General features: G+C 66.1%; 22 protein-coding genes. 12 read left to right on the top strand and 10 right to left on the bottom strand.

Annotated features, from left to right (window positions below; genetic code table 11):
• Window positions 1-34 precede the first annotated feature (34 nt).
• Complete coding sequence (locus tag ABIA30_RS05020) at window positions 35-724, top strand: GDSL lipase (RefSeq protein ID WP_370062635.1); 690 nt, start codon at window positions 35-37, stop codon at window positions 722-724.
• On the opposite strand, the gene ABIA30_RS05015 is transcribed toward ABIA30_RS05020, so the two are convergent.
• Together ABIA30_RS05015 and ABIA30_RS05010 are read right to left on the bottom strand one after the other, a co-directional pair.
• Window positions 702-1,466: an ABC transporter permease gene (locus ABIA30_RS05015; RefSeq protein WP_370062633.1), complete on the bottom strand. Its 765-nt coding sequence runs from the start codon at window positions 1,464-1,466 to the stop codon at window positions 702-704. The genes ABIA30_RS05020 and ABIA30_RS05015 overlap by 23 nt on opposite strands.
• Before the next feature lie 34 nt (window positions 1,467-1,500).
• Window positions 1,501-2,580 carry a diguanylate cyclase domain-containing protein gene (locus ABIA30_RS05010; protein ID WP_370062631.1) on the bottom strand — a complete coding sequence of 360 codons (1,080 nt, stop codon included), beginning with the start codon at window positions 2,578-2,580 and terminating at the stop codon, window positions 1,501-1,503.
• Between the two features lie 266 nt (window positions 2,581-2,846).
• On the opposite strand from ABIA30_RS05010, the gene ABIA30_RS05005 reads away from it, so the two are divergent.
• The 4 genes from ABIA30_RS05005 to ABIA30_RS04990 all read left to right on the top strand — a co-directional run bounded on the left by ABIA30_RS05005 (window position 2,847) and on the right by ABIA30_RS04990 (window position 7,798).
• Complete coding sequence (locus ABIA30_RS05005; RefSeq protein ID WP_370062629.1) at window positions 2,847-3,302, top strand: Fur family transcriptional regulator; 456 nt, start codon at window positions 2,847-2,849, stop codon at window positions 3,300-3,302.
• 36 nt (window positions 3,303-3,338) lie between these two features.
• Entirely contained in the window at window positions 3,339-5,528 is a 2,190-nt protein-coding gene (katG, locus tag ABIA30_RS05000; RefSeq protein WP_370062627.1) for a catalase/peroxidase HPI, read from the top strand.
• A gap of 80 nt (window positions 5,529-5,608) precedes the next feature.
• A complete protein-coding gene (locus tag ABIA30_RS04995; protein ID WP_370062625.1) occupies window positions 5,609-6,490 on the top strand; it encodes a LysR family transcriptional regulator in 882 nt (293 codons plus the stop codon).
• Between the two features lie 90 nt (window positions 6,491-6,580).
• A complete protein-coding gene (locus ABIA30_RS04990) occupies window positions 6,581-7,798 on the top strand; it encodes an MFS transporter (RefSeq protein WP_370062623.1) in 1,218 nt (405 codons plus the stop codon).
• Window positions 7,799-7,805: 7 nt separating this feature from the next.
• On the opposite strand, the gene ABIA30_RS04985 is transcribed toward ABIA30_RS04990, so the two are convergent.
• Window positions 7,806-8,462: an MOSC domain-containing protein gene (locus tag ABIA30_RS04985; RefSeq protein WP_370062621.1), complete on the bottom strand. Its 657-nt coding sequence runs from the start codon at window positions 8,460-8,462 to the stop codon at window positions 7,806-7,808.
• Window positions 8,463-8,779: 317 nt separating this feature from the next.
• Between ABIA30_RS04985 and ripD the strand changes: the two genes are divergently transcribed.
• The 4 genes from ripD to ABIA30_RS04965 all read left to right on the top strand — a co-directional run bounded on the left by ripD (window position 8,780) and on the right by ABIA30_RS04965 (window position 12,276).
• Window positions 8,780-9,445 carry an NlpC/P60 family peptidoglycan-binding protein RipD gene (ripD, locus tag ABIA30_RS04980; RefSeq protein ID WP_370063345.1) on the top strand — a complete coding sequence of 222 codons (666 nt, stop codon included), beginning with the start codon at window positions 8,780-8,782 and terminating at the stop codon, window positions 9,443-9,445.
• 71 nt (window positions 9,446-9,516) lie between these two features.
• A complete protein-coding gene (locus tag ABIA30_RS04975; RefSeq protein ID WP_370062619.1) occupies window positions 9,517-10,284 on the top strand; it encodes a hypothetical protein in 768 nt (255 codons plus the stop codon).
• Window positions 10,285-10,341: 57 nt separating this feature from the next.
• The gene (tpx, locus tag ABIA30_RS04970; RefSeq protein ID WP_370062617.1) at window positions 10,342-10,836 is read left to right on the top strand and encodes a thiol peroxidase; all 495 of its coding nucleotides are present in this window, start codon (window positions 10,342-10,344) and stop codon (window positions 10,834-10,836) included.
• A gap of 102 nt (window positions 10,837-10,938) precedes the next feature.
• Window positions 10,939-12,276 (top strand): sensor histidine kinase, encoded by a 1,338-nt coding sequence (locus ABIA30_RS04965; protein ID WP_370063343.1) that lies wholly within the window; start codon window positions 10,939-10,941, stop codon window positions 12,274-12,276.
• A 9-nt stretch (window positions 12,277-12,285) separates the two neighbouring features.
• Here the strand turns inward: ABIA30_RS04965 and ABIA30_RS04960 are convergent, their stop codons facing one another.
• The gene (locus ABIA30_RS04960) at window positions 12,286-12,855 is read right to left on the bottom strand and encodes a YdcF family protein (RefSeq protein WP_370062615.1); all 570 of its coding nucleotides are present in this window, start codon (window positions 12,853-12,855) and stop codon (window positions 12,286-12,288) included.
• A 269-nt stretch (window positions 12,856-13,124) separates the two neighbouring features.
• Here ABIA30_RS04960 and ABIA30_RS04955 point away from each other — a divergent pair, with 269 nt between their 5' ends.
• Window positions 13,125-14,012, top strand: coding sequence for a hypothetical protein (locus ABIA30_RS04955; protein ID WP_370062613.1), 888 nt, complete (start codon window positions 13,125-13,127; stop codon window positions 14,010-14,012).
• A gap of 6 nt (window positions 14,013-14,018) precedes the next feature.
• The gene (locus ABIA30_RS04950) at window positions 14,019-15,068 is read left to right on the top strand and encodes a ketopantoate reductase family protein (protein ID WP_370062611.1); all 1,050 of its coding nucleotides are present in this window, start codon (window positions 14,019-14,021) and stop codon (window positions 15,066-15,068) included.
• Here the strand turns inward: ABIA30_RS04950 and ABIA30_RS04945 are convergent.
• From ABIA30_RS04945 to ABIA30_RS04925, 5 genes are all read right to left on the bottom strand, one after another.
• Window positions 15,028-16,341: an acyltransferase gene (locus ABIA30_RS04945; protein ID WP_370062609.1), complete on the bottom strand. Its 1,314-nt coding sequence runs from the start codon at window positions 16,339-16,341 to the stop codon at window positions 15,028-15,030. The two genes, ABIA30_RS04950 and ABIA30_RS04945, sit on opposite strands and share 41 nt — an antisense overlap.
• A 35-nt stretch (window positions 16,342-16,376) precedes the next feature.
• The gene (gene aceA / locus ABIA30_RS04940) at window positions 16,377-18,665 is read right to left on the bottom strand and encodes an isocitrate lyase ICL2 (protein ID WP_370062607.1); all 2,289 of its coding nucleotides are present in this window, start codon (window positions 18,663-18,665) and stop codon (window positions 16,377-16,379) included.
• Between the two features lie 88 nt (window positions 18,666-18,753).
• Window positions 18,754-19,149: a tautomerase family protein gene (locus ABIA30_RS04935; RefSeq protein ID WP_370062605.1), complete on the bottom strand. Its 396-nt coding sequence runs from the start codon at window positions 19,147-19,149 to the stop codon at window positions 18,754-18,756.
• Between the two features lie 56 nt (window positions 19,150-19,205).
• Window positions 19,206-20,006, bottom strand: a complete 801-nt coding sequence (locus ABIA30_RS04930; protein WP_370062603.1) for a glutaminyl-peptide cyclotransferase — start codon at window positions 20,004-20,006, stop codon at window positions 19,206-19,208.
• A gap of 50 nt (window positions 20,007-20,056) precedes the next feature.
• Complete coding sequence (locus ABIA30_RS04925; RefSeq protein ID WP_370062601.1) at window positions 20,057-21,061, bottom strand: AraC family transcriptional regulator; 1,005 nt, start codon at window positions 21,059-21,061, stop codon at window positions 20,057-20,059.
• A gap of 117 nt (window positions 21,062-21,178) precedes the next feature.
• Here ABIA30_RS04925 and ABIA30_RS04920 point away from each other — a divergent pair, with 117 nt between their 5' ends.
• Window positions 21,179-22,153, top strand: a complete 975-nt coding sequence (locus tag ABIA30_RS04920; protein WP_370062599.1) for a quinone oxidoreductase — start codon at window positions 21,179-21,181, stop codon at window positions 22,151-22,153.
• Here the strand turns inward: ABIA30_RS04920 and ABIA30_RS04915 are convergent, their stop codons facing one another.
• Window positions 22,154-22,807: a GAP family protein gene (locus ABIA30_RS04915; protein ID WP_370062597.1), complete on the bottom strand. Its 654-nt coding sequence runs from the start codon at window positions 22,805-22,807 to the stop codon at window positions 22,154-22,156.
• Between the last annotated feature and the right edge of the window lie 8 nt (window positions 22,808-22,815).

Below are 22,815 nucleotides of genomic sequence, written 5' to 3'. Positions count from 1 at the left end.
AGCTGCATCCGATGTCGATGAGTTAGGGGTGGGAGTGAAACGTCTGATCGGTGTGCGCATCGCACTGACTGTGTTGGTTGCGGTGCTCGCGGCAACGGTGGGAATTCCGGCACGTTCGTACCGGATCGTGCCACTCGGATCTGTGGTGGAGCGGATCGCGGTGGTCAGCGATTCCTATACCACCGGGACGAATATGGGCGGCCTCGGTCCGCGCGGCTGGACTGCGCTGGCCTGGGGGCAATTGGCGGAGCAGGGTCTGCGGATCGATCCCGATGTCGCGGCCGAGGGTCGCGCGGGCTACTGGCAGCGTGGCGACCATGGCAGCGTGTTCGGTGATCTGACGACCCGGGCGGTCCAGCCCGACGACCGCCTGGTGGTGTTCTTCGGCTCGCGTAACGATCAGGGCGCCGATCCGTTGCAGCTATCCGGCTTGACGCATGACGCATTCGACCTCGCTCACCGCATCGCGCCGGGGGCCCGGCTGCTGGTGATCGGCCCGCCCTGGCCCACGGCCGATGTGCCTCCGGCGGTGCTGCAGATTCGCGATGTGCTGCGCATGCAGGCCGGTTTTGCGGGCGCGACGTTCATCGATCCGATTGCCGAGCGCTGGTTCGTCGACAACCCGAGCCTGATCGGGGCGGACGGCGTGCACCCCACCGATGCCGGCCACGCCTATCTGGCGGGCCGGATCGCACCGCTGATCAGGTCCCAGCTGTCCGGCTGATTGCCGTGGTCCGGTTGATGCGGCCGCGGGCCACCAGTTCGCCGGTCAGGGCGACGGCGCAGGTCTGGGACAGCATCAGCGAGATCAGCACCAGTACCTGTACCGCTCCGGCCTGCGTCGCCGAACCGGTGCTGAGCAGTACGCCGACAAACGCACCCGGCAATGTCACCAGCCCGACGGTGCGGGTCTGATCAAGATTGGGCAGCAGTGCATCGGTGAGTTCGGGAGCGAGCACTTCCATGCGCGAATCACGTTCGCTGAGGCCGAGGCTGAGGCCGGCTTCCACTTCGCCGATGCGGTGCTGCAGGGCATCGAGTGCGCGTTTTGCCGCGATGGCGACCGCAGTCATGGTGCCGCCCAAGACAATTCCGACCACCGGTACCACGGCTACGCCCTTGGCCGGTACCAACCCGCTCAGGAGCAACGGCGGCAGCACCGCACTGAGGCCGGCGGCCAACGGCAGCACCACCCACGCCGAACTGCGTCCGGCCCTGGTACGTCGGGCAGCGGTGAACGCGGCAACACCGAACATCACCGACAGCACTGCGATCGACGACCACAGCCGGGTGATGGCCATCGCCAGGACAGCCGAAACCGCGGCCAATTGGGCAGCCGCCCGAATCGCCGCGCCGGGCACCACCCGCATGGGTCCGAGCCGGGCGATCCGGTACACCGCCGCGGCGGCGATCACCATGACGGCCAAGACGATGGCCAGGGTTGGTCCCAGCACCACGGCGGTCATGGCATCAGTCTGACGGGCGATCGCGTCGCCGGTGCTAGTCCTCTATCGGGAATTCCGCGCGGATGTCGTAACGCACGTCGTTGCCGCCCGCTTCGCGAACCTGCACCACCGCCTGGGTGGCGGCCTCCATGACCTTGTCGATCACCACGTCCGGCGGGTGTGCGGTGAGCGGCGCCAACGGGGTACACACCACGCCGATGCTTGCGGTCACCCGCGACGGGGTGGAGCGCATGGCGCCCTGCACACGCTCGATCAGCGGCGAGGCGTCGGGTGCGGTGAAGGTGTCGGCGATGACGAAATCGCTGTTGGACACGTGCGCGGCGATTGCGTTGCGCCGCACGGTTTCCCGCAGCGCCTGGCTGACCTCGATGCGAGCCTGATTGGCGTGTTTTCGGCCCGACAGTGACGTGAGCAGCTGGTAGCTGTCGATGCTGACCACCACCATCACCAGGTGCCGGTCGTCCTGTCGGTTGCGGGCGGCCAGCAAGTTGGCGGTTCTGGAGTACAGGCCGTCGGAATTGAGCAGACCGGTGAGCGGCTCGATCTCACTGTGGTGAACATCGGTGGCGCTGAGCCCGATCGCCAGCTTGCACACCGCATAGATGAACAGGTTGAGCAACACGACGAGAAGGGCGCCGCCCACCGCCACCACCGGATCGGACTCACCGACCCGCCAGGCGAGATAGAGCAACGTGGCGCCGCCCATGATCCACGAGGTGATCAATATCGTCCGTCGGTGGAAGAACGCGATATGGCTCGTGGTGAAGGCGAAGGTCACCGACGCGAACAGCCCGATCAGCGGGTTGGTCATGATCACGCACGCGACGCATACCGCCAGTGTGGTGACTGTCGCCGTCACTTCGGCGACGGGCCGAGAGGGCCAGCCATGTCCCAGCCACAAGCTCGCGATGCCGACGGAGTAGATCGCGATGGCGATCGCGAGTACTTGAGGCACGGTGCCGTGCGGGCCGCCCGGGCTGGCGATCAGCGCCAGCGGGCTGACACCCATCGTCGCGTTCACCGCCGCGATGGAGCGCGAGGTTCTCCGCTGTTGGCCACGTGCTGCCAACAGCGACGTCAACCAGTAGTAGTGATCCTCGGCCGGGGAACTCACAGGCGGTCCGGCCGCGGTCCGGCAGAGCGGCATGGGGATGCCCGGTGGCGGGTGGTCCGGCGTTGCATAGCGAGCAGATTAACAATCGGGGACAGATTCGGAGGGCAGGTGGAAAAGTTCTTTGTCACGATTCAGTCCCATGCCTAAACATGCTGTGCAACAATGTTTTTGGCAATCCGTGTAGGTGCCGGGGGAGGGTGTCGGCAGGCGGAACACGCGCTGCCAAAGTCTTGACTCGTTCCAGAAAAGAGCGTAGGAATGGGGTTGTGACACCGGACTACACGGAACGCCTGCGGGCTGCAGACCTTCGTGTGACACGCCCCCGCCTCGCTGTTCTGGAGGTGGTGTCCGGTCGTCCGCACGCCGACACCGAAACCATTTTCGATGCGGTGCGCGACGTTCTGCCCGATGTCTCCAGGCAGGCGGTTTACGACGTGCTCGCTGCGCTCACCACAGCGGGCCTCGTGCGCCGGATCCAGCCCTCGGGTTCGGTCGCACGGTATGAATCCCGGGTCGGCGACAACCATCATCATGTGGTGTGTCGCGGGTGCGGGACCATCGCCGACATCGACTGCGCAACGGGGGAGGCGCCCTGCCTGACCCCATCGGACAGTCGCGGCGTGCTCGACGGTTTCGTCGTCGACGAGGCCGAGGTCATCTACTGGGGCCTGTGCCCCGATTGTGCGGCAGCGACAACTTCAACTTCACGATCACATCCGTGATCGCAGCCCAATTCACCACTCCCGGAAGGAAATGCAGTGCCTGAGACACATCCACCGATTGGCGAGGCCCAGACGGAACCCGCGGAGAGCGGTTGCCCGATGCGCATCAAGCCGCCCGTCGAAGGCGGCAGCAACCGTGACTGGTGGCCCAACGCGGTCAACCTGAAGATCTTGCAGAAGAACCCGCCCGCGATCGACCCGACCGACGAGGGCTACGACTACCGCGAGGCCGTCAAGACCCTCGACTTCGAGGCCTTCGAGCGTGATTTCGACGCCCTGCTGACTGACTCGCAGGCCTGGTGGCCGGCCGACTTCGGCCACTACGGTCCGCTGTTCATCCGCATGTCGTGGCACGCCGCGGGCACCTACCGTGTCGAGGACGGCCGCGGCGGCGGCGGGCGCGGCATGCAGCGCTTCGCCCCGCTGAACAGCTGGCCCGACAACGTCAGCCTGGACAAGGCGCGCCGCCTGCTCTGGCCGCTGAAGAAGAAGTACGGCAAGAAGATCTCGTGGTCCGACCTGATCGTCTACGCGGGCAACCGGGCCATGGAGCACATGGGCTTCACGACCGCCGGCTTCGCCTTCGGCCGCCCCGACTTCTGGGAGCCCGAGGAGGACATCTACTGGGGTGCCGAGCACGAGTGGCTGGGTTCGCAGGACCGTTACTCCGGCACCGACCGGACCAAGCTGGAGAACCCGTTGGCCGCCAGCCACATGGGTCTGATCTACGTCAATCCCGAAGGCCCCGAAGGTAATCCGGATCCGGTGGCCGCAGCCATCGACATCCGCGAGACCTTCGGCCGGATGGCGATGAACGACGTCGAGACCGCGGCCCTGATCGTCGGTGGCCACACCTTCGGCAAGACCCACGGCGCTACCGACGTCGAAAACGGTGTCGAGCCCGAAGCCGCTCCGCTCGAGCAGCTGGGCCTGGGCTGGGCCAACCCCGGCCTCGGCAACGACACCGTCAGCAGCGGCCTTGAGGTCACCTGGACCCACACTCCGACCAAGTGGGACAACTCGTTCCTGGAGATCCTCTACGGCAACGAGTGGGAGCTGTTCAAGAGCCCGGCCGGCGCCAACCAGTGGCGTCCCAAGGACGGTGGCTGGGCCAACTCGGTCCCGATGGCCCAGGGCACCGGCAAGACTCACCCGTCGATGCTGACCACCGACCTGTCGATGCGGCTTGACCCGATCTACGGCGAGATCACCCGCCGCTGGCTGGATCACCCGGAGGAGCTGGCGGAGGAGTACGCCAAGGCGTGGTTCAAGCTGCTGCACCGCGACATGGGCCCGGTGGTGCGCTACCTCGGACCGCTGGTGCCGAAGCAGACCTGGCTGTGGCAGGACATCGTGCCTGCCGGTAAGACGCTGTCCGACGCCGATGTCGCCACGCTCAAGACGGCCATCGCGGAGTCGGGCCTGTCGGTGCAGCAGCTGGTGGACACCGCATGGAAGGCGGCCGCGTCGTACCGCTCCAGCGACATGCGTGGTGGCGCCAACGGCGGCCGGATCCGGCTGCAGCCGCAGCTCGGCTGGGAGGTCAACGAGCCCGACGAGCTGGCCCAGGTGATCCGCAAGCTCGAGGAGATCCAGCAGGCGTCGGGCACCGGTGTGTCCTTCGCGGACCTGGTGGTCCTAGGCGGTGTCGTCGGTGTCGAGAAGGCGGCCAAGGACGCCGGCGTCGATATCACGGTGCCGTTCACCTCGGGGCGCGGCGACGCCACCCAGGATCAGACCGACATCGAGTCGTTCGCCTACCTGGAGCCCAAGGGTGACGGATTCCGCAACTACGTGGGCAAGGGGGACACCCTGCCCGCCGAGTACCGGCTGATCGACCGGGCCAACCTGCTGGGCCTGTCGGCTCCCGAGCTGGCCGTGCTGATCGGCGGCCTGCGCGTACTGGGTGCCAACCACGGTGGCTCGGACGTCGGCGTGCTCACCACCACCAAGGGGCAGTTGACGAACGACTACTTCGTCAACCTGACCGACATGTCCACCAAGTGGGCGCCGTCTCCCGCCGATGACGGCACCTACGTGGGCACCGACCGCGCCAGCGGTGCGCCCAAGTGGACCGCCAGCCGCGTCGACCTGCTGTTCGGCTCGAACTCGCAGCTGCGGGCCCTGGCCGAGGTGTACGCCGAGGATGACGCCAAGGAGAAGTTCGTCAAGGACTTCGTCGCGGCGTGGACCAAGGTGATGGACGCCGACCGGTTCGATGCCTGATCTGTCGGCTCGGCCGATCGTCTAGGCAAACCTGACTCAGTACCCCGTGGGCCATCCGGCCCACGGGGTACTGTGCTTTGGTGCATCTGGACGAGCTGCAATGGTTCGTGGTGCTGGCTGAAACTGAGCACGTCACCGAGGCCGCAGCCGATCTGGGGATCACTCAGCCGACTTTGTCGCGAGCCCTGTTGCGGCTCGAAAATCGGGTTGGCGCACCACTTTTCGACCGTGTCGGGCGGCGGCTGCAGCTCAACTCGGTGGGCCGGATCATGTTGGAGCATGCCCGCCGATGCATCGCCGAGATGGCTGCGGCCCAGGGGCGGATAGCTGCCCTGCTGGATCCGGACAGCGGGTTGGTGCGGTTGGCGTTTCTGCATTCCACCGCCAATTGGTTTGTGCCCGACGCGCTACGGCGCTTTCGGGTCGAAGCGCCGGCGGTGCGCTTCGAGCTGTTCCAGGGTGCATCACGCGAGATGGCCGAGCGCCTGTACTCCGGTCAGGCTGATCTGGCCATCACCTCCCCCAGACCGGATCAGGTGCCGTGTACCTGGCGGGTGCTCTACATCGAACGGTTGTGCCTGGCGGTGCCGGCGGAACACCGACTGGCGGGGCGGGCCCGGGTGCGGTTGGCGGAGGTGGCCGACGAGACGTTCATCGCCCTCGGCGCGGACTTCGGTCTGCGCCAGTTGACCGATCAGTTGTGGGCTGAGAGTGGTATCACACCGGCCATTTCCTTTGAGGCCATGGAGATTCCGACGATGGAAGGATTGGTTGCCGCGGGGTTCGGGGTGGCCGTCGTCCCGGTGCCGCGGCCGGGCCGTGGTGATCCGGCGGTGGTCTACCTGCCGATCTCGAATACCAAGGTCAAACGGGAAATCGGCATGGCCTGGGTCGCCGGACGGACCCTGCCGCCCGCGGCCGAACGCTTCGCGGGGTTCGTCACCGCCAAGGACGTGCCCTAGCGGCACGATGGGATCGATGCACATTGCGCATTGATTTTCGGTATTTCATGTATTGGACACATGACCTCGGTGGTTTCTAACGTGCTCTGAGTGACCGTCGAATCCCGATCCGAAGCCGGCCTGTGGACCGGGCACGAACGCGGGTCGCTCGAGTACCGGCGGCTGCTGGCTGCGCTGTTCTGCGCCGGGGTCGCGACGTTCGCCCAGCTGTACTCGCCCCAGGCGGTCTTGCCACTGATTGCCCGCAGCCTGCACACCGGGGCGGCGGCATCCGCGCTGATGGTCTCTTCGTCGACCATCGGGCTGGCGGTCGGTGTCATCGGGTGGTCGACGTTGGCCGATCGCATCGGCCGGGTGAAAGCGATGTCGCTGTCAGTGGGCATCGCAACGGTTTTGGGTCTGATGGTGCCTTTCGTTCCGACGTTTCAGATGCTGCTGGCCGGACGCTTCCTGGAGGGACTGGCGCTCGGCGGAGTGCCGGCCATCGCGGTGGCGTATCTGACGGAGGAGGTCGAGTCGGGCCACGCCGCAAGGGCGGCCGGGACCTACGTCGCGGGTACCACCATCGGTGGCCTGCTCGGCCGGTTGGTGTCGGCGCCGGTGGCTGAGGTGCTGGGCTGGCGTTGGGGCATGTTCGGTGTCGGATTGCTGTGCAGCGCAGCGGCTGTCGGGTTCATTCGGTTGGCGCCGACACCGCGAGGATTCCGTCCGGGCCTCGGCGGTGACGGCGCCGAGGGGTCGCTCGGTCATCGGCTGCTGGTCAACCTGCGCTCGCGACGCCAGGTCGCGCTGTATCTGCAGGGGTTCCTGTTGATGGGCGGCTTCGTCGCGATGTACAACTTTCTGGGCTTCCGGCTCAGCGCGCCGCCGTTCTCGCTACCGCAGACCGTGGTCAGCCTGGTGTTCCTGGCCTACCTCGCGGGCACCTGGGCATCGGCCCAGGCCGGAGCGAGTGCCACCCGGAGCGGCCGTCGGCCAGTGCTGTTGACGTCGATCGCGGTGATGGTGGTCGGCGTGGTGATCACGTTGAGTAGCAATGTGATCGCGGTCTTGGTCGGGCTGGTGGTGGCGACCGCAGGATTCTTCGGCGCGCATGCAATCGCGTCAGGGTGGACCGGGCAGCTGGCTACGGTCGGCAAGGCACAGGCCTCATCGCTCTACAACCTTGCCTACTACGCGGGCTCCAGCATCATCGGCTGGATCGGCGGCATCGCCTTCGACGCGGCAGGTTGGGCCGCCGTCGCAACCACCATCGTGGTTCTGGCAGTTGTTGCGGCAGCGGCCGCAGCGCTGCTCCTGAAGGAGTGACGGGGCGTCAGCTCGTCCTGCGCCGGATGCGTTCCTTGATCTTGTCCGACAACGCTTCTGCCGCAAGCAGACTCGGCAACAGCTGTGGCTCGAGGGTGAGGGCCCGAAAGACCTGACTCACGGTCACGTCGTGCGCCGGTCGTTCCACCACTTCGATGGGGGCACCGGCGTGCAGCGTTCCGGGTGTAACGACGCGCAGGTAGGCCCCCGGCACCGCCTGTTCGGTGAAGGTCTTGATCCAGCCGCCGATCTCCAGCCAGGCGGCAAAGGTACGGCAGGGGATACGCGGTTCGGAGACTTCCAGAAGGGGACCGCCGCCGCCGATCTGCCAGCGCTCACCGATCAGGGCGTTGGTCACCTCCAGCCCGCCCGTGGTCATGTTCTCGCCGAACGAGCCGTTCGTGATGACGCGACCGAGTCGAGTCTGCCAGTCGTCCAGGTCCTCGCGGGCGTATGCGTAGACGGCTTGGTCGTCACCGCCGTGTACCTGCTGATCCCCGATGGTGTCGCCCACCAGGCCGCTGCCGAGCCCGCCGTGCATGGGACCCGGGGCTCGAACCGGGATACCGTCGGCGGTTGGGCGCTTGTCGATGCCGGTGAGCAAATGGTCTTTGTCCGGGTTCGCCCGTGGGCTCGCCAGATTGACCGTCAGAACGGCTGCCATCTGGCAAGAGTAGTTCGCGTGCCGGTGTTTTTCGACGACACGGGCGCAGTCCGCGGGTACCCCCGATACCCCCAGATGAAATGGCGAAAACCCTTGTGGCCGATCACCGTTGGGTCACAGTTTCGCTAATAATCTTGCGCTGACCTGCACTTTTGTGGGAATTCGCGCGCGAATGTTGTAGAAGTGACAGTAGTGACTGGTGTGGGTGGCGTGAACCGCAGTCCCACACTTCGCCCGTAACTCCGGCAGGAGTTGGCAGTTGGAAACAGCGGCGGCGCAGACAGATGAGCCGGCGCGCCTGAGAGAGGTGGAACATGATCAAACGGATGTGCCTGATGGTGCTCGCTGTGGTGCTGTCGGTGGCCACAGCCGCTGTGGCAACCGCGGATCCGAGCACCTGGACGGGCGGAACCCATCAGCAGGCGATCAACTTCGTGATCCAGCGCGCGCTGTCTCAGCGCGGTGTCCCGTTCTCCTACGGCGGTGGTGGGGTCAACGGCCCGAGCCTGCCGCCGGCCGGCGTGAATGCCGCCGCTCCGGGGATCGCGCAGCAGCTGCCACAGGTCGGCGCGCAGCCGGCGGGCACGATGCCGCCGGCCACACCGCAGCCGGTGGCACCGAGCAACAGCCTGACCCAGGCCCTGGCCGGACTGTTCTCGCCGACGGCGGCCGCCGGGGCCGTGACCCCGGCGCCGACCACCGCGGGCTTCGACGCCTCCGGATTGGTGCAGTACGCCTACGCCGGTGTGGGCATCAAGCTGCCGCGGTCCTCCGGCGAGCAGTACAAAGTTGGGCGCAAGGTCACCGCGGATCAGGCGCTGCCAGGTGATCTGATCTTCTACGGCCCGGCCGGGACGCAGAGTGTCGCGCTGTTCGTCGGTAACGGGCAGATGGTAGAGGGCACCGAGCCGTCGGTCACCGTGTCCCCGGTGCGGACCACTGGCATGGATCCCTACCTGAGCCGCATCATCGAGTGGCAGTAAGTGCGGAGCTGGGCGCCCATTGTGACGATGTGCGTTACAAAGGGCGCCCAAGTCGCAAATAGAGTGTGATCGTGGGTATTCTCGCCAGCTTCGCGCCTTGGTTCGTCTACTGGATTCTGGTCGGTGACGTCCCATTCGAAATCTCGGGCGTGCTGGCGCTGGCCGTGGCCATCGCCGCATACGGAATTCACAGGACCGGCGTGCTCGAAATCGGCGCCGTGGCAACGTTCTTGGCATTGACCGGGATCTCCTTGACCGCCACCACTCCCGTCTCGCAGCACTGGCTGTTGGCCCTGAGTTTCGCCGGAATCTGTGTCGTCACGCTGGTCGGTCTGCTGACCGGCAGGCCTTTCGTCCGCGAGTACGTCGCGCTTGGGCTGCCCGCGGACGTACTCAAGACCGAGCTGTTCGGCCGCATCGTCGCGCTGCTGAGCTGGATGTGGGTGATGGTGTTCGCCGCGATGACGGTGTCGGCGGCCATCCCGTCGGTGATCGATCCGGATTCCACCCTCTTCGACGTGAAGTCGCCTCTGGCGTACGTCTGTTACTGGGTGGTGCCGGCGGTGCTGTTCGCGGCCGCTGCGCTGCTGTCCAAGGCGTTGCCCGACCGGCTGATGATCGGCATCGACGACCTGGCCCGGAGCACCACGTTTGTGGCGTTCGCCGAAGTCGAAATCGACCAGCTGCTCTACCTGGCCCAAGAACACGCCAACAAAGAAGTCGGTCCCGGTAAGGAGGCCTACAACGTGCGCATCGGGTCCAAGGGGACACCGCTGGTCGGCGACGACACCCGGCAGTCGTGGCCGTCGACGTACAAGGTCCGCGACAAGCGACGCTGAGCACCGAATCGGACCCTCGCGCAGCGGGGCTCGGCCGGTATTGACAGACTGGTCCCCATGGCACAGATAACACTGCGTGGTAACCCCATCAACACTGTCGGCGAGCTGCCCGCTGTCGGTTCTCCGGCCCCGGCGTTTGCGTTGACCGGCAACGATCTCGGCCCGGTCACCAACGATCAGTTCACTGGTAAGACCGTGGTGCTCAACATCTTTCCGTCGGTCGACACCCCGGTATGTGCCACCAGCGTCCGTACCTTCAACGAGCGTGCTGCCGCATCCGGTGCCACCGTGGTGAACGTGTCCAAGGACCTGCCGTTCGCGCAGAAGCGTTTCTGCGGGGCCGAGGGCATCGAGAACGTCACCACGGCGTCGGCCTTCCGGGACAGCTTCGGCGAGGACTACGGCATCGTATTGGCCGACGGCCCGATGGCCGGCCTGCTGGCCCGTGGCATCGTGGTGATCGGCGCGGACGGCAATGTCGCGTACACCGAGCTGGTCCCCGAGATCGCTCAGGAGCCGAACTACGACGCGGCGCTGGACGCGGCCAAGTAGCTCCGGCCGATAACAATCATTCGACTGGCGGGGCACGTGCGGAAGCACGTGCCCCGTTTGTCGTCTGCCATCGGGCATGATGTCAGGGTGCTGCGATCACCGATGCCGGCTTTGTCGCTGCGGACCATCGTCGTTGTCGCCGCATTGTCGGTCGTCGCCACCGTCTTGATCATCGGGACCTGGGTGTGGATCGGTATCACCAACGACCAGTACAGCCAGCTCGATCGCCGCCTGGATTCGTTGAGCAGCCTGGGCGACGTCAACACCATGCTGAGCATCGCTCGTCAGAGTTCCACCGGCGTGCCGTTGCCCGAAGGCTCTCTGGTGCGCACCGTTCGCATCGGTACGACGACGGTGTCGGTGCCCGAGAACATCGTGTTGCCGGAATTCGAGAACGGCTACGCCAACACCACGATCGACGGCGTCGAGTACCGCGTGCGCACGGTCAGCACCGGTTCCGCCTCAATCGCGCTGGGTGCACCACTGGCCGAGGCCGAGCGTCAGATCAACGCGTTGCACCTGCGGGTGCTGGCCATCTGCGGCGCGGTCATCGTGGGTACCTTTCTGGTCGGCGTCGTGATGTGGATCGTCATGATCAATCCGTTCCGGCTGCTGGCCCAGCAGGCCCGACAGATCAACGCGCAGTCCAAACCCGAAGAGGTCCAGGTGCGCGGGGTTTGGGAAGCCGTGGAGATCGCGGAGGCGGTCGAGGGGATGCTGGCCCGGATCGGGGAGGAGCAGGAGCGTACCAAGGCGGCGCTGGAAACGGCGCGGGACTTCGCCTCGGTGGCGTCGCACGAGTTGCGTACCCCATTGACCGCCATGCGTACCAACCTCGAAGTGCTGTCGACGCTCGAGTTGGGAGCGGAGCAGCGCGAAGAGGTCATCGGGGACGTCATCCGCACCCAGAGCCGCATCGAGGCGACGCTGACCGCGTTGGAACGGCTGGCGCAGGGGGAACTGACGACGGCGGATGATCTGGTGCCGGTCGACATCACCGAGCTTCTCGATCGGGCAGCGCACGACGCCGTCCGCGTGTATCCGGACCTGAACGTGTCGCTGGCGCCATCGCCGACGGTGTTGATGCTGGGGCTGCCCGTCGGGTTGCGCCTGGTGGTCGACAACGCGATAGCCAATGCGGTCAAACACGGGGGCGCCACCCGGGTGCTGCTCTCGGCGGTCAGTTCTCACGACGGCGTCGAGATAGCCATCGACGACAACGGTGCGGGCGTTCCCGAGCATGAGCGCAACCTGGTGTTCCAGCGGTTCTCCCGGGGATCGACGGCGTCGCATTCGGGTTCGGGGCTGGGTCTGGCGCTGGTCGCGCAGCAGGCCGAGTTGCATGGTGGCACTGCGGCTTTGGAGCAGAGCCCGCTCGGCGGAGCCCGACTGATGTTGCGCCTGCCCGGTCCGCGGGCCGCGTCTGCCGAAAGTTCCTGACGGCTCGGTTCAGCTCAGGTTCACGTAGGGACTCATGGCGTCCCGCACGAATTGGTTGATGTCCTGGCTCGGATTGCCATCCGGAAAACTCACGGTGGCAAGCAGATTGGCGCCGGCATCGACGAAATCGCCGTCGGCGCGGTCCTGGTGGGTCGATGAGGTGACCAGTATGATGCCCGAGGCGCCGGCCTGCTTGGCCAGCGGCACCGAGAACTGTGCGTTCTGCACGGTGCTGTTGGCGCGCGGTTCCATGATGATCCGCGATGCCGGGAAACCCAGCAGAACCAACATGTTTCGCATGGCGTCGGCCTCGGTGCGACCGTTCTGGGGGTTGCCGCCGGTGACGATGACCGGCGACTGTGGGTACCGCTGGGCCACGGCCAGACCGGTCAGTACACGTCGACGCAGAATTGGGCGCATCAGACCGTTGGGCTGCAACCCGTAGCCGAGGATCACGATTGCCGGCCGGGAGAAGTCCTTGGCCGCCGGCGGCGGAGCCGCCTGGGTCAGGTCGGCAGACGCCCAGTTCAGCGCGATGGCGGCGGTCAGCGCCGCCGCAGAACGCCATTTAGCGTGCATGCCCAGCCTCATTTGTCGTGTGACAGATGAGGACCATGTTACTGATGGTATTGGGGCGGGGCGGGGCTATCGAGCCCCGCGTTGGATCACGTTGACGGGTAAACGCTTCAAGGCGATCAGTGAGGCCGCCGGAGAACTCGCATCCCAAACCCGCGGACCGGCTCAGCCTTGGCGGGACGGTGGTCCGAGCGGCCGGACAGGACGGCTCCCTACAATTGGCCCATGACGCATCGGCTGAAATTCGGAAGTGTCCAGCACGAGGATTGCCGGTGCTGATCGGCATAGCCGCGGCGCTACTGGCCTGCTTCAGCTATGGCACTGCATCGGTTCTGCAGTCCTACGGTGCACGAAAATCGGCGATAGCGCCTGACCACACGGTCACCGCGGGCGGTGGGCCCACCTTGCACTCGACCGCTGCGGCCATGATGACTCCCACGTTCGTGGCGGGCATGGCTCTGGATGGCCTCGGTTTTGTCGGAACGCTGGTCTCGGCGCGGCTGATACCGCTGTTCCTGTCGCAGACCATCATGAGCGCAAACCTCGTGGTGACCGCGGTGCTCAGCACGGTGGTGCTGCGGGTACGGCTGAAGTCCCGGGACTGGGTAGCCATCGCTATGGTCCTGGCGGCGCTGTGCGTCTTGGGATTCACCACGGGTCGCCTCGGGGAATCTCATCCGCACGTGGGCATGCACTGGGGTGTTCTGCTGGTATCGCTGATCATCCTGGCCGTAGGCGTGGTGCTCGTGCGAGCGCTCGGCAGCTGGGCCGCGGTCGGCGCGGGTCTGATTGCCGGGGTGCTGTACGGGGCCATGGCGGTGGCGGTGCGCATCGTGCACGGACTGGACCCGTTGAAGGTCGATGCGCTGCTGGCCGATCCGGCGCTGTGGGCGATCCTGGTGGCCGGAGGCGGCGGGTTTTATCTGTTCACGGTGGCGCTGCAGATCGGTTCGGTGAACGGTGTGGCCGCCGCGTTGGTGGTCGGCGAGACGGTGGTGCCCGGCGTCGTTGGCGTTGTGCTGCTGGGCGATTCGTCGAGACCCGGATACGGCTGGCTGGTCATGCTGGCCTTCGCCACAGCGGTGGCCGGCGCGGTTGCGGTCTCCATTTTCGGGGCCGCCGAGCCGGATTCGACGCCGGTTCCGGTCCGGAGCAAGTAGGTCGTGGTGCGCCGCTATGTGGTGATCGGCGCCGGCGCAATCGGTGGCACCGTAGGCGCGGTGCTGGCCCGGGCCGGCATTGCCGTGCTGCTGGTCGCTCGCGGCCGGCACGGTGAGGTGCTGGCACAACGAGGATTGACTCTGCGCACCCCCGACGGCGTGGTTCAAGTGCCGGTGCAGGTTGCTTCCGACGCGGAACAGGTGGCACTGACCGATCAGGACGTGCTGGTCTTCGCGACCAAGACCCAGCAACTCGATGCCGCGCTGCGCGAGTGGGTCGATCGGCCGGTCACGTTGTCGACCGGCGGAACATCAACGGCGGCACAGACATTGCCGGTGCTGACCGCACTGAACGGGGTGACCGCCGAAGAGTTGGCTTTGCGGTACTTCCGCCGGGTATACGGGGTCTGCGTCTGGCTGCCGGCCCTGCACCTGGAGCCCGGCGAGGTGATCGTTCGTTCGTGGCCGGTCGTCGGCCAGTTCCATGTGGCGCGGTGGCCCGCATCCCTGACCGACGCGCAGGACGGTGCTCTGCTGAACGAGGTTGCGCGCAGTTGGACGGGTGCGGGTATTCGGGTCACTGTCCCCGACGATGTGGCGCCATGGAAATACAACAAGCTGCTCAGCAACCTCGGCAACGTCGTCGGAGCATTGCTCGGCGATGACGGTGCCGTTGCCTCCATAGCCGTGTCGGCCAGATCCGAGGGCCAAGAGGTGCTGCGGCGTGCGGGAATTGACGCCATCTCGTTCGAGGTCTCGGGCGCCGCGCGTGTGGACGGGCCGCATCCGCGCGACGTTCCCGGACTGGCGGCCGGTGCCACCAACTCGACGTGGCAGTCACTACAGCGTCAGACCGGCGATGCCGAGACCGACTACCTCAACGGCGAGATCGTCCGGATAGCCCACCGCTGCGGCATCCCCGCGCCGGTCAACTCCGCGCTCGCCGCGCTCGGGCGGCGTGCGGTCCGCGGACGGACCGGACCGGGCCGCTACCGCGCCGACGAGCTGACCGCCCTCATTGAGGCTGCGCTGCAACAGGTTTCGGTGCGGGAGTGAGCGCCACCAACACCGCCCCGGCGGCGAAGATCAGCATTGCGTGCCAGGGGAAGTGTCCGCCCGGTGCGAACCCCCGGGCCGATACGAATCCGATGCCGTAGGCGGTCATGGCCATGCCGACCAGCATCGCGATGTCGGTCAGCACTGGCCCGCCGGGCACCCGGATCGCCAGTAGCGGCGCGGCGAAGAATCCCCGAAGCCGGTACAGGATCACCATCTCCACCGCGGTCACCACCGCCAGGATGCTCAGCCACAGGAGCCGCACCGCCCACCACGCGATGCTGCCCTCGTCGGGCTGCGGCATCAACCCGGCGGGGTAGAGCGCTGCCGCGACCACGACCACCGGCACCATGTGCCACAGGTACAACGCCATCACGTTGGTGTTGGCCACCGACAGGATCTGCTGCACTCGCCGACCCCGTAGTGCGCGGTTGAGCGCCGGTCCGAGCGCCACCGCCAAGCCGGTTTCCAGGCACCCCAGCGCCAGCATCGCCACCGACGGCGGCGACGAGTTCTGCACTGTCTGACCGGTGACGCTGATCATGGACACCGGGAACGGGCCTACGCCGACCAGTAATCCGAGTGCGACGGCGGAACCGACGGCGAGCGCCACGGCGCGACGACCGGCCAGCATCCCCGCGTGCCAGGCGATACCAAGTTGGTACATCGCACACCAGCAGAACAGGTAGTTCAGCCAGCCGAGGTAGGGCACTTGGGCGCCGATCGACAAGACGTCGGTGCCGATCACGCCGAGCCCCAGTGCGGCGGGCACCCACAGTCCCCAATGTCGGTGGGTGGCAATGGCGATCGGCGTCAGGTAGACGACGATGACGTACACGGCCAGGAACCACAGCTGCATCGCCACCGCCCAGCCGGCGTACTCGAGCACCCGAGCGGGCGCGCCCAACAAGCCGGCGGCGACGACGAGCGTAGAGATGAACGCCAGGTAGGCGCCGGTGGGGCCGAGGGCGCGGGACAACCGGTTGCGCACCCAGGCCTGCCGGGACATCCCGGCGTCGTCGCACCAATGCGACCACGACACCGCACTGGCGTATCCGGCGGCCAGGAAGAACACCGGTACCGCCTGCAGCGGCCAGGTGATCCACTGCGTCCACGGCAGGTCCGCCAGCGGGTCCTGCAGCCCGAACGAGCCGCCGGTGAAGGTGACACACGACAGTAGCCAGTGCCCCAGGACGATCAGTACGACACCGGAGACGCGGTAGTAGTCGACCGCGAGATCCCTTGTCGGGCGGCCGGTCTTCGCCTCACTCATGGCTTCCATTGTTATCCCGGTCCGCCGGGGTGAGGCTAATCCTCCTTGCGGATCAACCGTCCCAGCGCCGCACCATCGGGCGCGAGCAATTCCTCGATGCGTGGCTGGTTCACATCGCCGACGATGATCTCGCCGACCTCCTGGTAGACATTGCTGAAGATGCCGTGGGACTTCATCTTCTCGGTCTGATAGATGTTGTCCTCGGTCGGGGTGACGTAGTAGACGATCTCGGCTTTGAACCGGTGGATCAGCCACAGGTGGATCAGATCCATCAGTCGCTTCTGGCGCATCTTCTCGGCGAAGGTGTTCTGGTCGCGCACTGTCAAGATGTTGCGGCCGTGCCGATCCTTGATCGGGTCGACGACGACGTTGGCCAGTGGATCTTCGCCGTCGCCGTAGATGCCCAGGTCCAGCACGTCCGAACCAGCGCGGCGCGGACGCAACTGCACCCGGAGCTTCTCACCGATCTGATAGTGATCGCCCCACACCGCCAGCCAGTCCTCGAGGAGCTTCTTCGGCACCTCGGTCTGCACCAGGTGCTGATGCTGGGTGGAGCCGGCGCCCATCGCCTTGGTGGTGGCGGTGCGGCCGGAGGAGGCGGCCAGCGCGGCATCGCTGCGTGGGCCGCCGACGAGGGTTTGCGGTGTGCGGTAAGGGGATTCGACCAGGCGCATCTTGCGTTGCAACCGGGCCAGGGCGAGCATGCCCTCCTGGCGGAGCGAGGTGGCGAATTCCTCGCAGGCCACCCCGTCGACCTGATGGCCGCCGTAGGTGATGAAGTTGAAGACGAACCCCATCTTGCCGAGTTCTTCTGGGAAGGCCCGCATTTCGTCGTCGCTCATACCGGTGGTGTCCCAGTTGAAGGACGGAGAAAGGTTGTACGCCAGCATCTGGTCGGGGAACTCGGCGTGGATCGCATCGGCGAATTCCTTGGCGTCGGCCAGATCCGCGGTCTTGGTCTCCATCCAGAGGATGTCGGCGAACGGCGCAGCGGCCAGCGACTTGGCGATCGCGTAGGGAATGCCGCCGCGCACCTGGTAGTAGCCCTCTGGTGTCTTGGCGCGCTCGCAATCCCAGGCGACGTCGGCGCCGAGCTCCCGTGCCTTCTCCCTGGCCGTGTACAGCGAGGCCCGGGCGGCGAACTTTCGCCAGTCCGCGGCCGTCATGGCCGGCGCTTCCTCGCCTTCTTTGGCCCGGTACTCCAACAGTTCTGCGACGGCTTCGGCGTAGGTGTTGAGCCCTGAGTCCGCCTGCCAGGCCTCGACGAACTTGGACTCGACCGTGTCGAACAGGCCGTCCACGGATTGGTCCGGCTGATCCAGCCAGGTATTGGCCGCATCGTCGACCAAGCCTGCGATGCCGTGGCTGTCCAACCACGCATCAGCGGTGGCGTACTCACCGTCGGGCAGCGCGTAGAGCAGGTGGCCGCGCAGGTCGGTGACCCCGCGGTCGTGGAAGCGTCGCATCATGGCCAGGAAACATGACTTGTAGGAAGGGATCCGTAGGTTGGTCACCCCGAGCAGGAACGGCTGGTCACGCTCGTCGGCGCGGCTGTCGATCAGGTTGGCCGCCTCGGCGTCGGTACGGGCCACGATGATTCCCGGCACCCCCATGATGTCGAGCTGGAACCGTGCGGTGTTGAGGCGTTTGAGCTGTTCGTCGGAGGGCACCAGCACCTTGCCGCCTTGGTGACCGCATTTTTTGGTGCCGGGTCGTTGGTCTTCGATGTGATATCCGGGCACCCCGGATTCCACGAAACGTCGAATCAGGTTGCGTACGTGCGGGTCTCCACCGTGGCCGGTGTCGGCATCGGCGACGATGAAGGGCCGGTAGTCGACGGCGGGTGTGGCCGCACGTTGCGCCGGCGTCATCTGCAGGCGCAGATACTGCTGATTGCGATCCGCGGTCAGCAGGGCCCGCACCAGCCCGGCCGCTTCATCGGGGACCTGGCTGAGTGGGTAGCTGGCCAGGTCTGGCCCCGGGTCCTCACTGATCGAGCCCTTGGCCGAGGTGGCCCAGCCGCCGAGGTAAATCCCTTCGATTCCCATACGTTTCATCACCACCGCCTGGCCGGGGGAGTACGGGCCGAAGGTGGTGATGGACTTGCGTTGCCCGAACAATTCACGCAGCCGTGGATAGAACGCTGCCGCGGCCTCCCGGGCGATCGGATAGTCCGACGCGATGGTGCCGCGCTGCTCGACGACCTGCCGGGCGCTGTACAGCCGGACGATGCCATCGAAACGGGGACTGTCGAAATACGCCTGGGTGGCGGAGATCTGTTGGTCGAACACGGACTGGGTACGGACGTCGGTGTTGGTAGCCATGGACTCACGCTACCGCCGGCGGCCACGGTAAACCAGGCCGCTCGATCGCCGACCGTGAGGTCGGCCCACGCCGGCTGGTGGCGGTGCCTCAGACGTTGATGTCGAAGCCCAGATCGACGTCGCATGCGGCGTGGCCGCCTCGGACGCCCCAGTTCTCGGTGGCACTGTCTCGCACCAGGATGGTCACATGGTCGGCCGGGATATCAAGGGCAGCAAGGTTGTTGGTGATGTTCCGGTACAGCTCACGCTTTGCCTCGGTCGACCGACCGGCAAAGCAGTCGACGGTGACCAGCGTGTACCGGTCCGGGTGGGTGAGCCCGGGATTGTGCGAAAACCGGTGCGGTTCATGCACGACCAGCCGAACATGCTTGTCCACCGCCGGAATCTGGAACGCGGCCACGAGCGCGTGGTGGACGGCGTCGATGATGGCGACTTCCTGCGCGGCGGTGTAGTTCCGTCTAACCTCGATCAAGGAGCTGGGCATACCGAGGATCGTGACACGGGGTGCGCTTGGGTGCACCCGAGTTTTCGGCGCGGCGATCACGCCGGGTCGAAGGTCACCCGGTACATGTTCGGCCAGTCCTTGCCGGTGATCAGGAACTGAGTGTCGTCGACGTGGGTGATGCCGTTGAGAATGTGGATGTTGTCGGCCAGTTTCGGATCCAGCAATCCTTCGACGTCGACCACCCCGGTGACGGCGCCGGTGGGTGCGTCGATCCTGACGATCCGGTTGGTGGGGAACACATTGGCCCAGATCTGATTGCCTACGCAGTCGAGGCCGTTGAGCCCGGAAAGTTCGGTGCCGTTGAGCGTCGCGGTGATCATTCCGGTCTCATGCATGTCGCTCGGGTCATGCAGATGCAGGTGCGCGGTGCCATCACTGCGGACCAGGTGGTCACCGGCCAGGCACAGGCCCCAGCCTTCGCCGGTCAGGGGGACTTCGCGTCGCCGGGACAGGGTGGCCCGGTCCCATTCGATGGCGACGCCGTTGCGATACGTCAGTTGCCAGATCCGGTCACCGACCGCGGCGATGCCTTCGCCGAAGTAGGACGGCGGCAAGGTCGCGGAGCGTCGTAGCGCTCCGGTCGTCGGGTCGAGTTCACGCAGCTGGGACTGTCCCTCCAGCCCGGTGCTCTCGAAAAGGCTTGCGCCGTCCAGCGAAAGGCCTTCGGTGAACGCGGTGTCGTCGTGGGGCAGTTGAGCGATCACCGTCGGCCGCAATTGGACGACCGGGGTACCGGCGTCGGCGTCGGCGATCGGCACAACGATCAGGGCTGCGACGTGCACCAGGGACAGCGCCCGGACCGCGCGCGCACCTGCCTTCGAACACGTGAGCTTCATTGCCGACACCCTAATGTGGCGCGCGGAACAGGGCAGCATGAGTCCGAGTCTCAGGATCCGGCCAGTGATTGTCGCCAGCTGCGCGGGGCAACGCCGAACCGTTGGGTGAACCACCGAGTGAAATTGCCTGGTGTCGAGAACATCAGCAGCATCGACACGTCGGTCAGCGAATTGTCCGGATTGCTCACCAGCCGTTGGGCGAGGTCTCGGCGGGTGTCGTCCAGGATGTCGGTGAACGTGGTGTCTGCCGCCCGGAGTCTGCGGTGCAGGGTGCGGCGGCTCAGCCCCAGGCTGCGGGCTACCTGGTCGATGGTGCATCGCCCGGCCGGCAGCAGCAGCTCGATGAGTTCCCTGGTGTGCCGGACGGTTTCGGTGTCGCTCCCTTGGCTGTCGAGGAGCCGCTGCGCGTACGAGAGCAGCAGCGGGTCGGCCAGCATGTTGGGTGCATCGAGATCGGTCGACCGCACCACGATGCCGTTGGATTCCTGGCCGAACCGGACTTGGGTGCGGAAAACCTCTTCGTGCAGACCGGTATCTGTCGGTGACGGGTGGCAGAAGTCGACGGCCAAAGGTCGCCAGCGGTCACCGGCCAGCTCGGCCAGTGTGACGGCCAGGGTCGCGGTGGCGAGTTCGACCGATTGCCGGGCCGGCTGGGGCTGCCCGAACTGAAAGGCGACGCGGATCGTTGCCGTGTCGCCGGTTTCGAGCACCTTCATGTGGAGCGCTTCGTTGTACATGTGGTTGTGTCGGCCGAGGGTTTGCAGGGCGGCGCGCAGATCGGGTTCCTCCCGGATCACCATGGCCAGCGGTCCGAGATGACCCAGTCGACGGTGCTCGGCGAGGTGCAATCCGAAGTCCTGCTGTTCGGATATCGATGCGGCGCGTTCGAGCACCTCTGCGACCGCCGCGGCCGGTATCCAGCGGTCGGGATGGGCCAGGTCAGCCGGATCGAGGCCCGACGGAAGGAACAGGTCATCGAGTTCGATGCCGAAGGCTTCGGCTACTGGACCGATACCGCTCAACGCGGCATACCGAGCCAGCGGTTGATGCCCCATATGTGTCCCCAAATGATTAGAAATCTGTCCCCTCAGGATAAGTATGCCACCCGAGACTCGCCTATCGTCGAGCTAGAACCGACGAGACGTCGGTCGATCGATTTCAGGGAGTGGGCTATGGCGCATGCCGTGCGATTTCAGCAGACGGGCGGCCCAGAGGTGCTGCGCTGGCAGCAGGTGGACGTGGGCGAGCCGGGTCCGGGTCAGGTACGGATCCGGCACGAGGCGGTCGGCTTGAATTTCGCCGACATCTATTTCCGAACCGGGATCTACCCGGCGCCGCTGCCCTCGGGTATCGGGGTCGAGGCCGCCGGGGTCATCGACGCCGTCGGTCCCGCCGTCGCGGGTTTGGGCGTCGGCGACCGTGTCACGTACACCGGCAGCCCGTTGGGCGCCTACAGCACCGCACGGGTCATGCCGGCCGAGCATCTGATCGGCCTGCGCCCCGATGTGGAGTTCGATACCGCCGCCGCGTCGACCATGCGTGGGCTGACCGCGGCGTACCTGCTGAGACGCATCTACCCATTGAAGGCCGGCGATACCGTGGTTCTGCACGCGGCGGCCGGTGGTGTTGGGCAGATCTTCTGTCAGTGGGCACGCCTGTTGGGAATCAAGGTGATCGGCAGTGTGTCGACGCCGGAGAAGGCCGCCGCCGCGCGTGCCCACGGCTGCGATGAGGTGGTGATTCACACCCGCGAGAGCCTGGTCGACCGTGTTCGCGAAGTGACGAACGGCACGGGCGTTCCGGTGGTCTTCGACAGTGTGGGTGCCGATACCTACCAGACATCGCTGGACTGCCTGGCCCGTCGGGGTCTGTTGGTCTGTTTCGGCACCGCATCGGGACCGATACCGCCCATCGATGCGATGCAACTGGCTTCCAAGGGTTCACTTTTCGTCACCCGGCCCGCGCTCGCCGACTACATTCACGACCCTGCGGAGCGCGCCGAGTTGGCCGATGAGTTCTTCGGCCATGTCGCCGCGGGTCGGATCAAGGTGGAGATCAACCAGCGTTACGAATTGGCCGACGCGGTGGCTGCACACCGGGCCCTGGAATCGGGGCGCAGCGTGGGATCTTCGGTGCTCATCCCGTGACTAGTGCGTGCCCAGCGAAACCAGCATGAGGACTATGCCCACGAACAACAAGGTCCCGGCCGTCAACGCCGCCGTGTGTCGGTGCACCCAGTGGCGCATCCCCTCGAGCCAGCTGTCGGCATAGCGAGCCGACACGAGTTGGAGCAGAATCGGTGCGGCCGTGGTGGATCCGGCCACGACGACGAAGCATCCGATGCCGGCGGCTGTTTCCAGTGGGCTACTGGCATTGGCGTTGATGGCCACGCCGCCGGCGACGCACGCGAGGATGAACTTCGGATTTGCCACCGTCAGAACGAAACCGATCAGGGCGGTGACCCACGGTGATGCGTTCTGCAATCGATCCAGTGCGCTCAGTGCGTTGGCGTGCTTGTCACGTCGCCACCAGGTCAGGACGGCCAGGGCGATCAGTGCCACCCCGATGCCGATCTGTAATCGGCTTTGTGTGCCGGCCGCCGCGGCATGACTCTGCTGCCCGTGCGCCCCGATCGTCACCACGACGCTGAGCACCAGAGTGATGCCGACGAGCCAGCCCATCAGGTACGTCGCGCCCGCCGTGCGCGGCCGGTCCGAGTAGAGCAGCACCAGAATCGGCGGCAGTATCGACATCGGTGACAGCGCGACGATCAGCGCGGCCGGGAAGATGTGGCTGTACATCGGCAGGT

Source organism: Mycobacterium sp. MAA66, assembly GCF_041261665.1.
Taxonomy (GTDB): domain Bacteria; phylum Actinomycetota; class Actinomycetes; order Mycobacteriales; family Mycobacteriaceae; genus Mycobacterium.
Note: the sequence above shows the minus strand (reverse complement) of the source record. Positions and strands in the feature narration are given on the sequence as shown.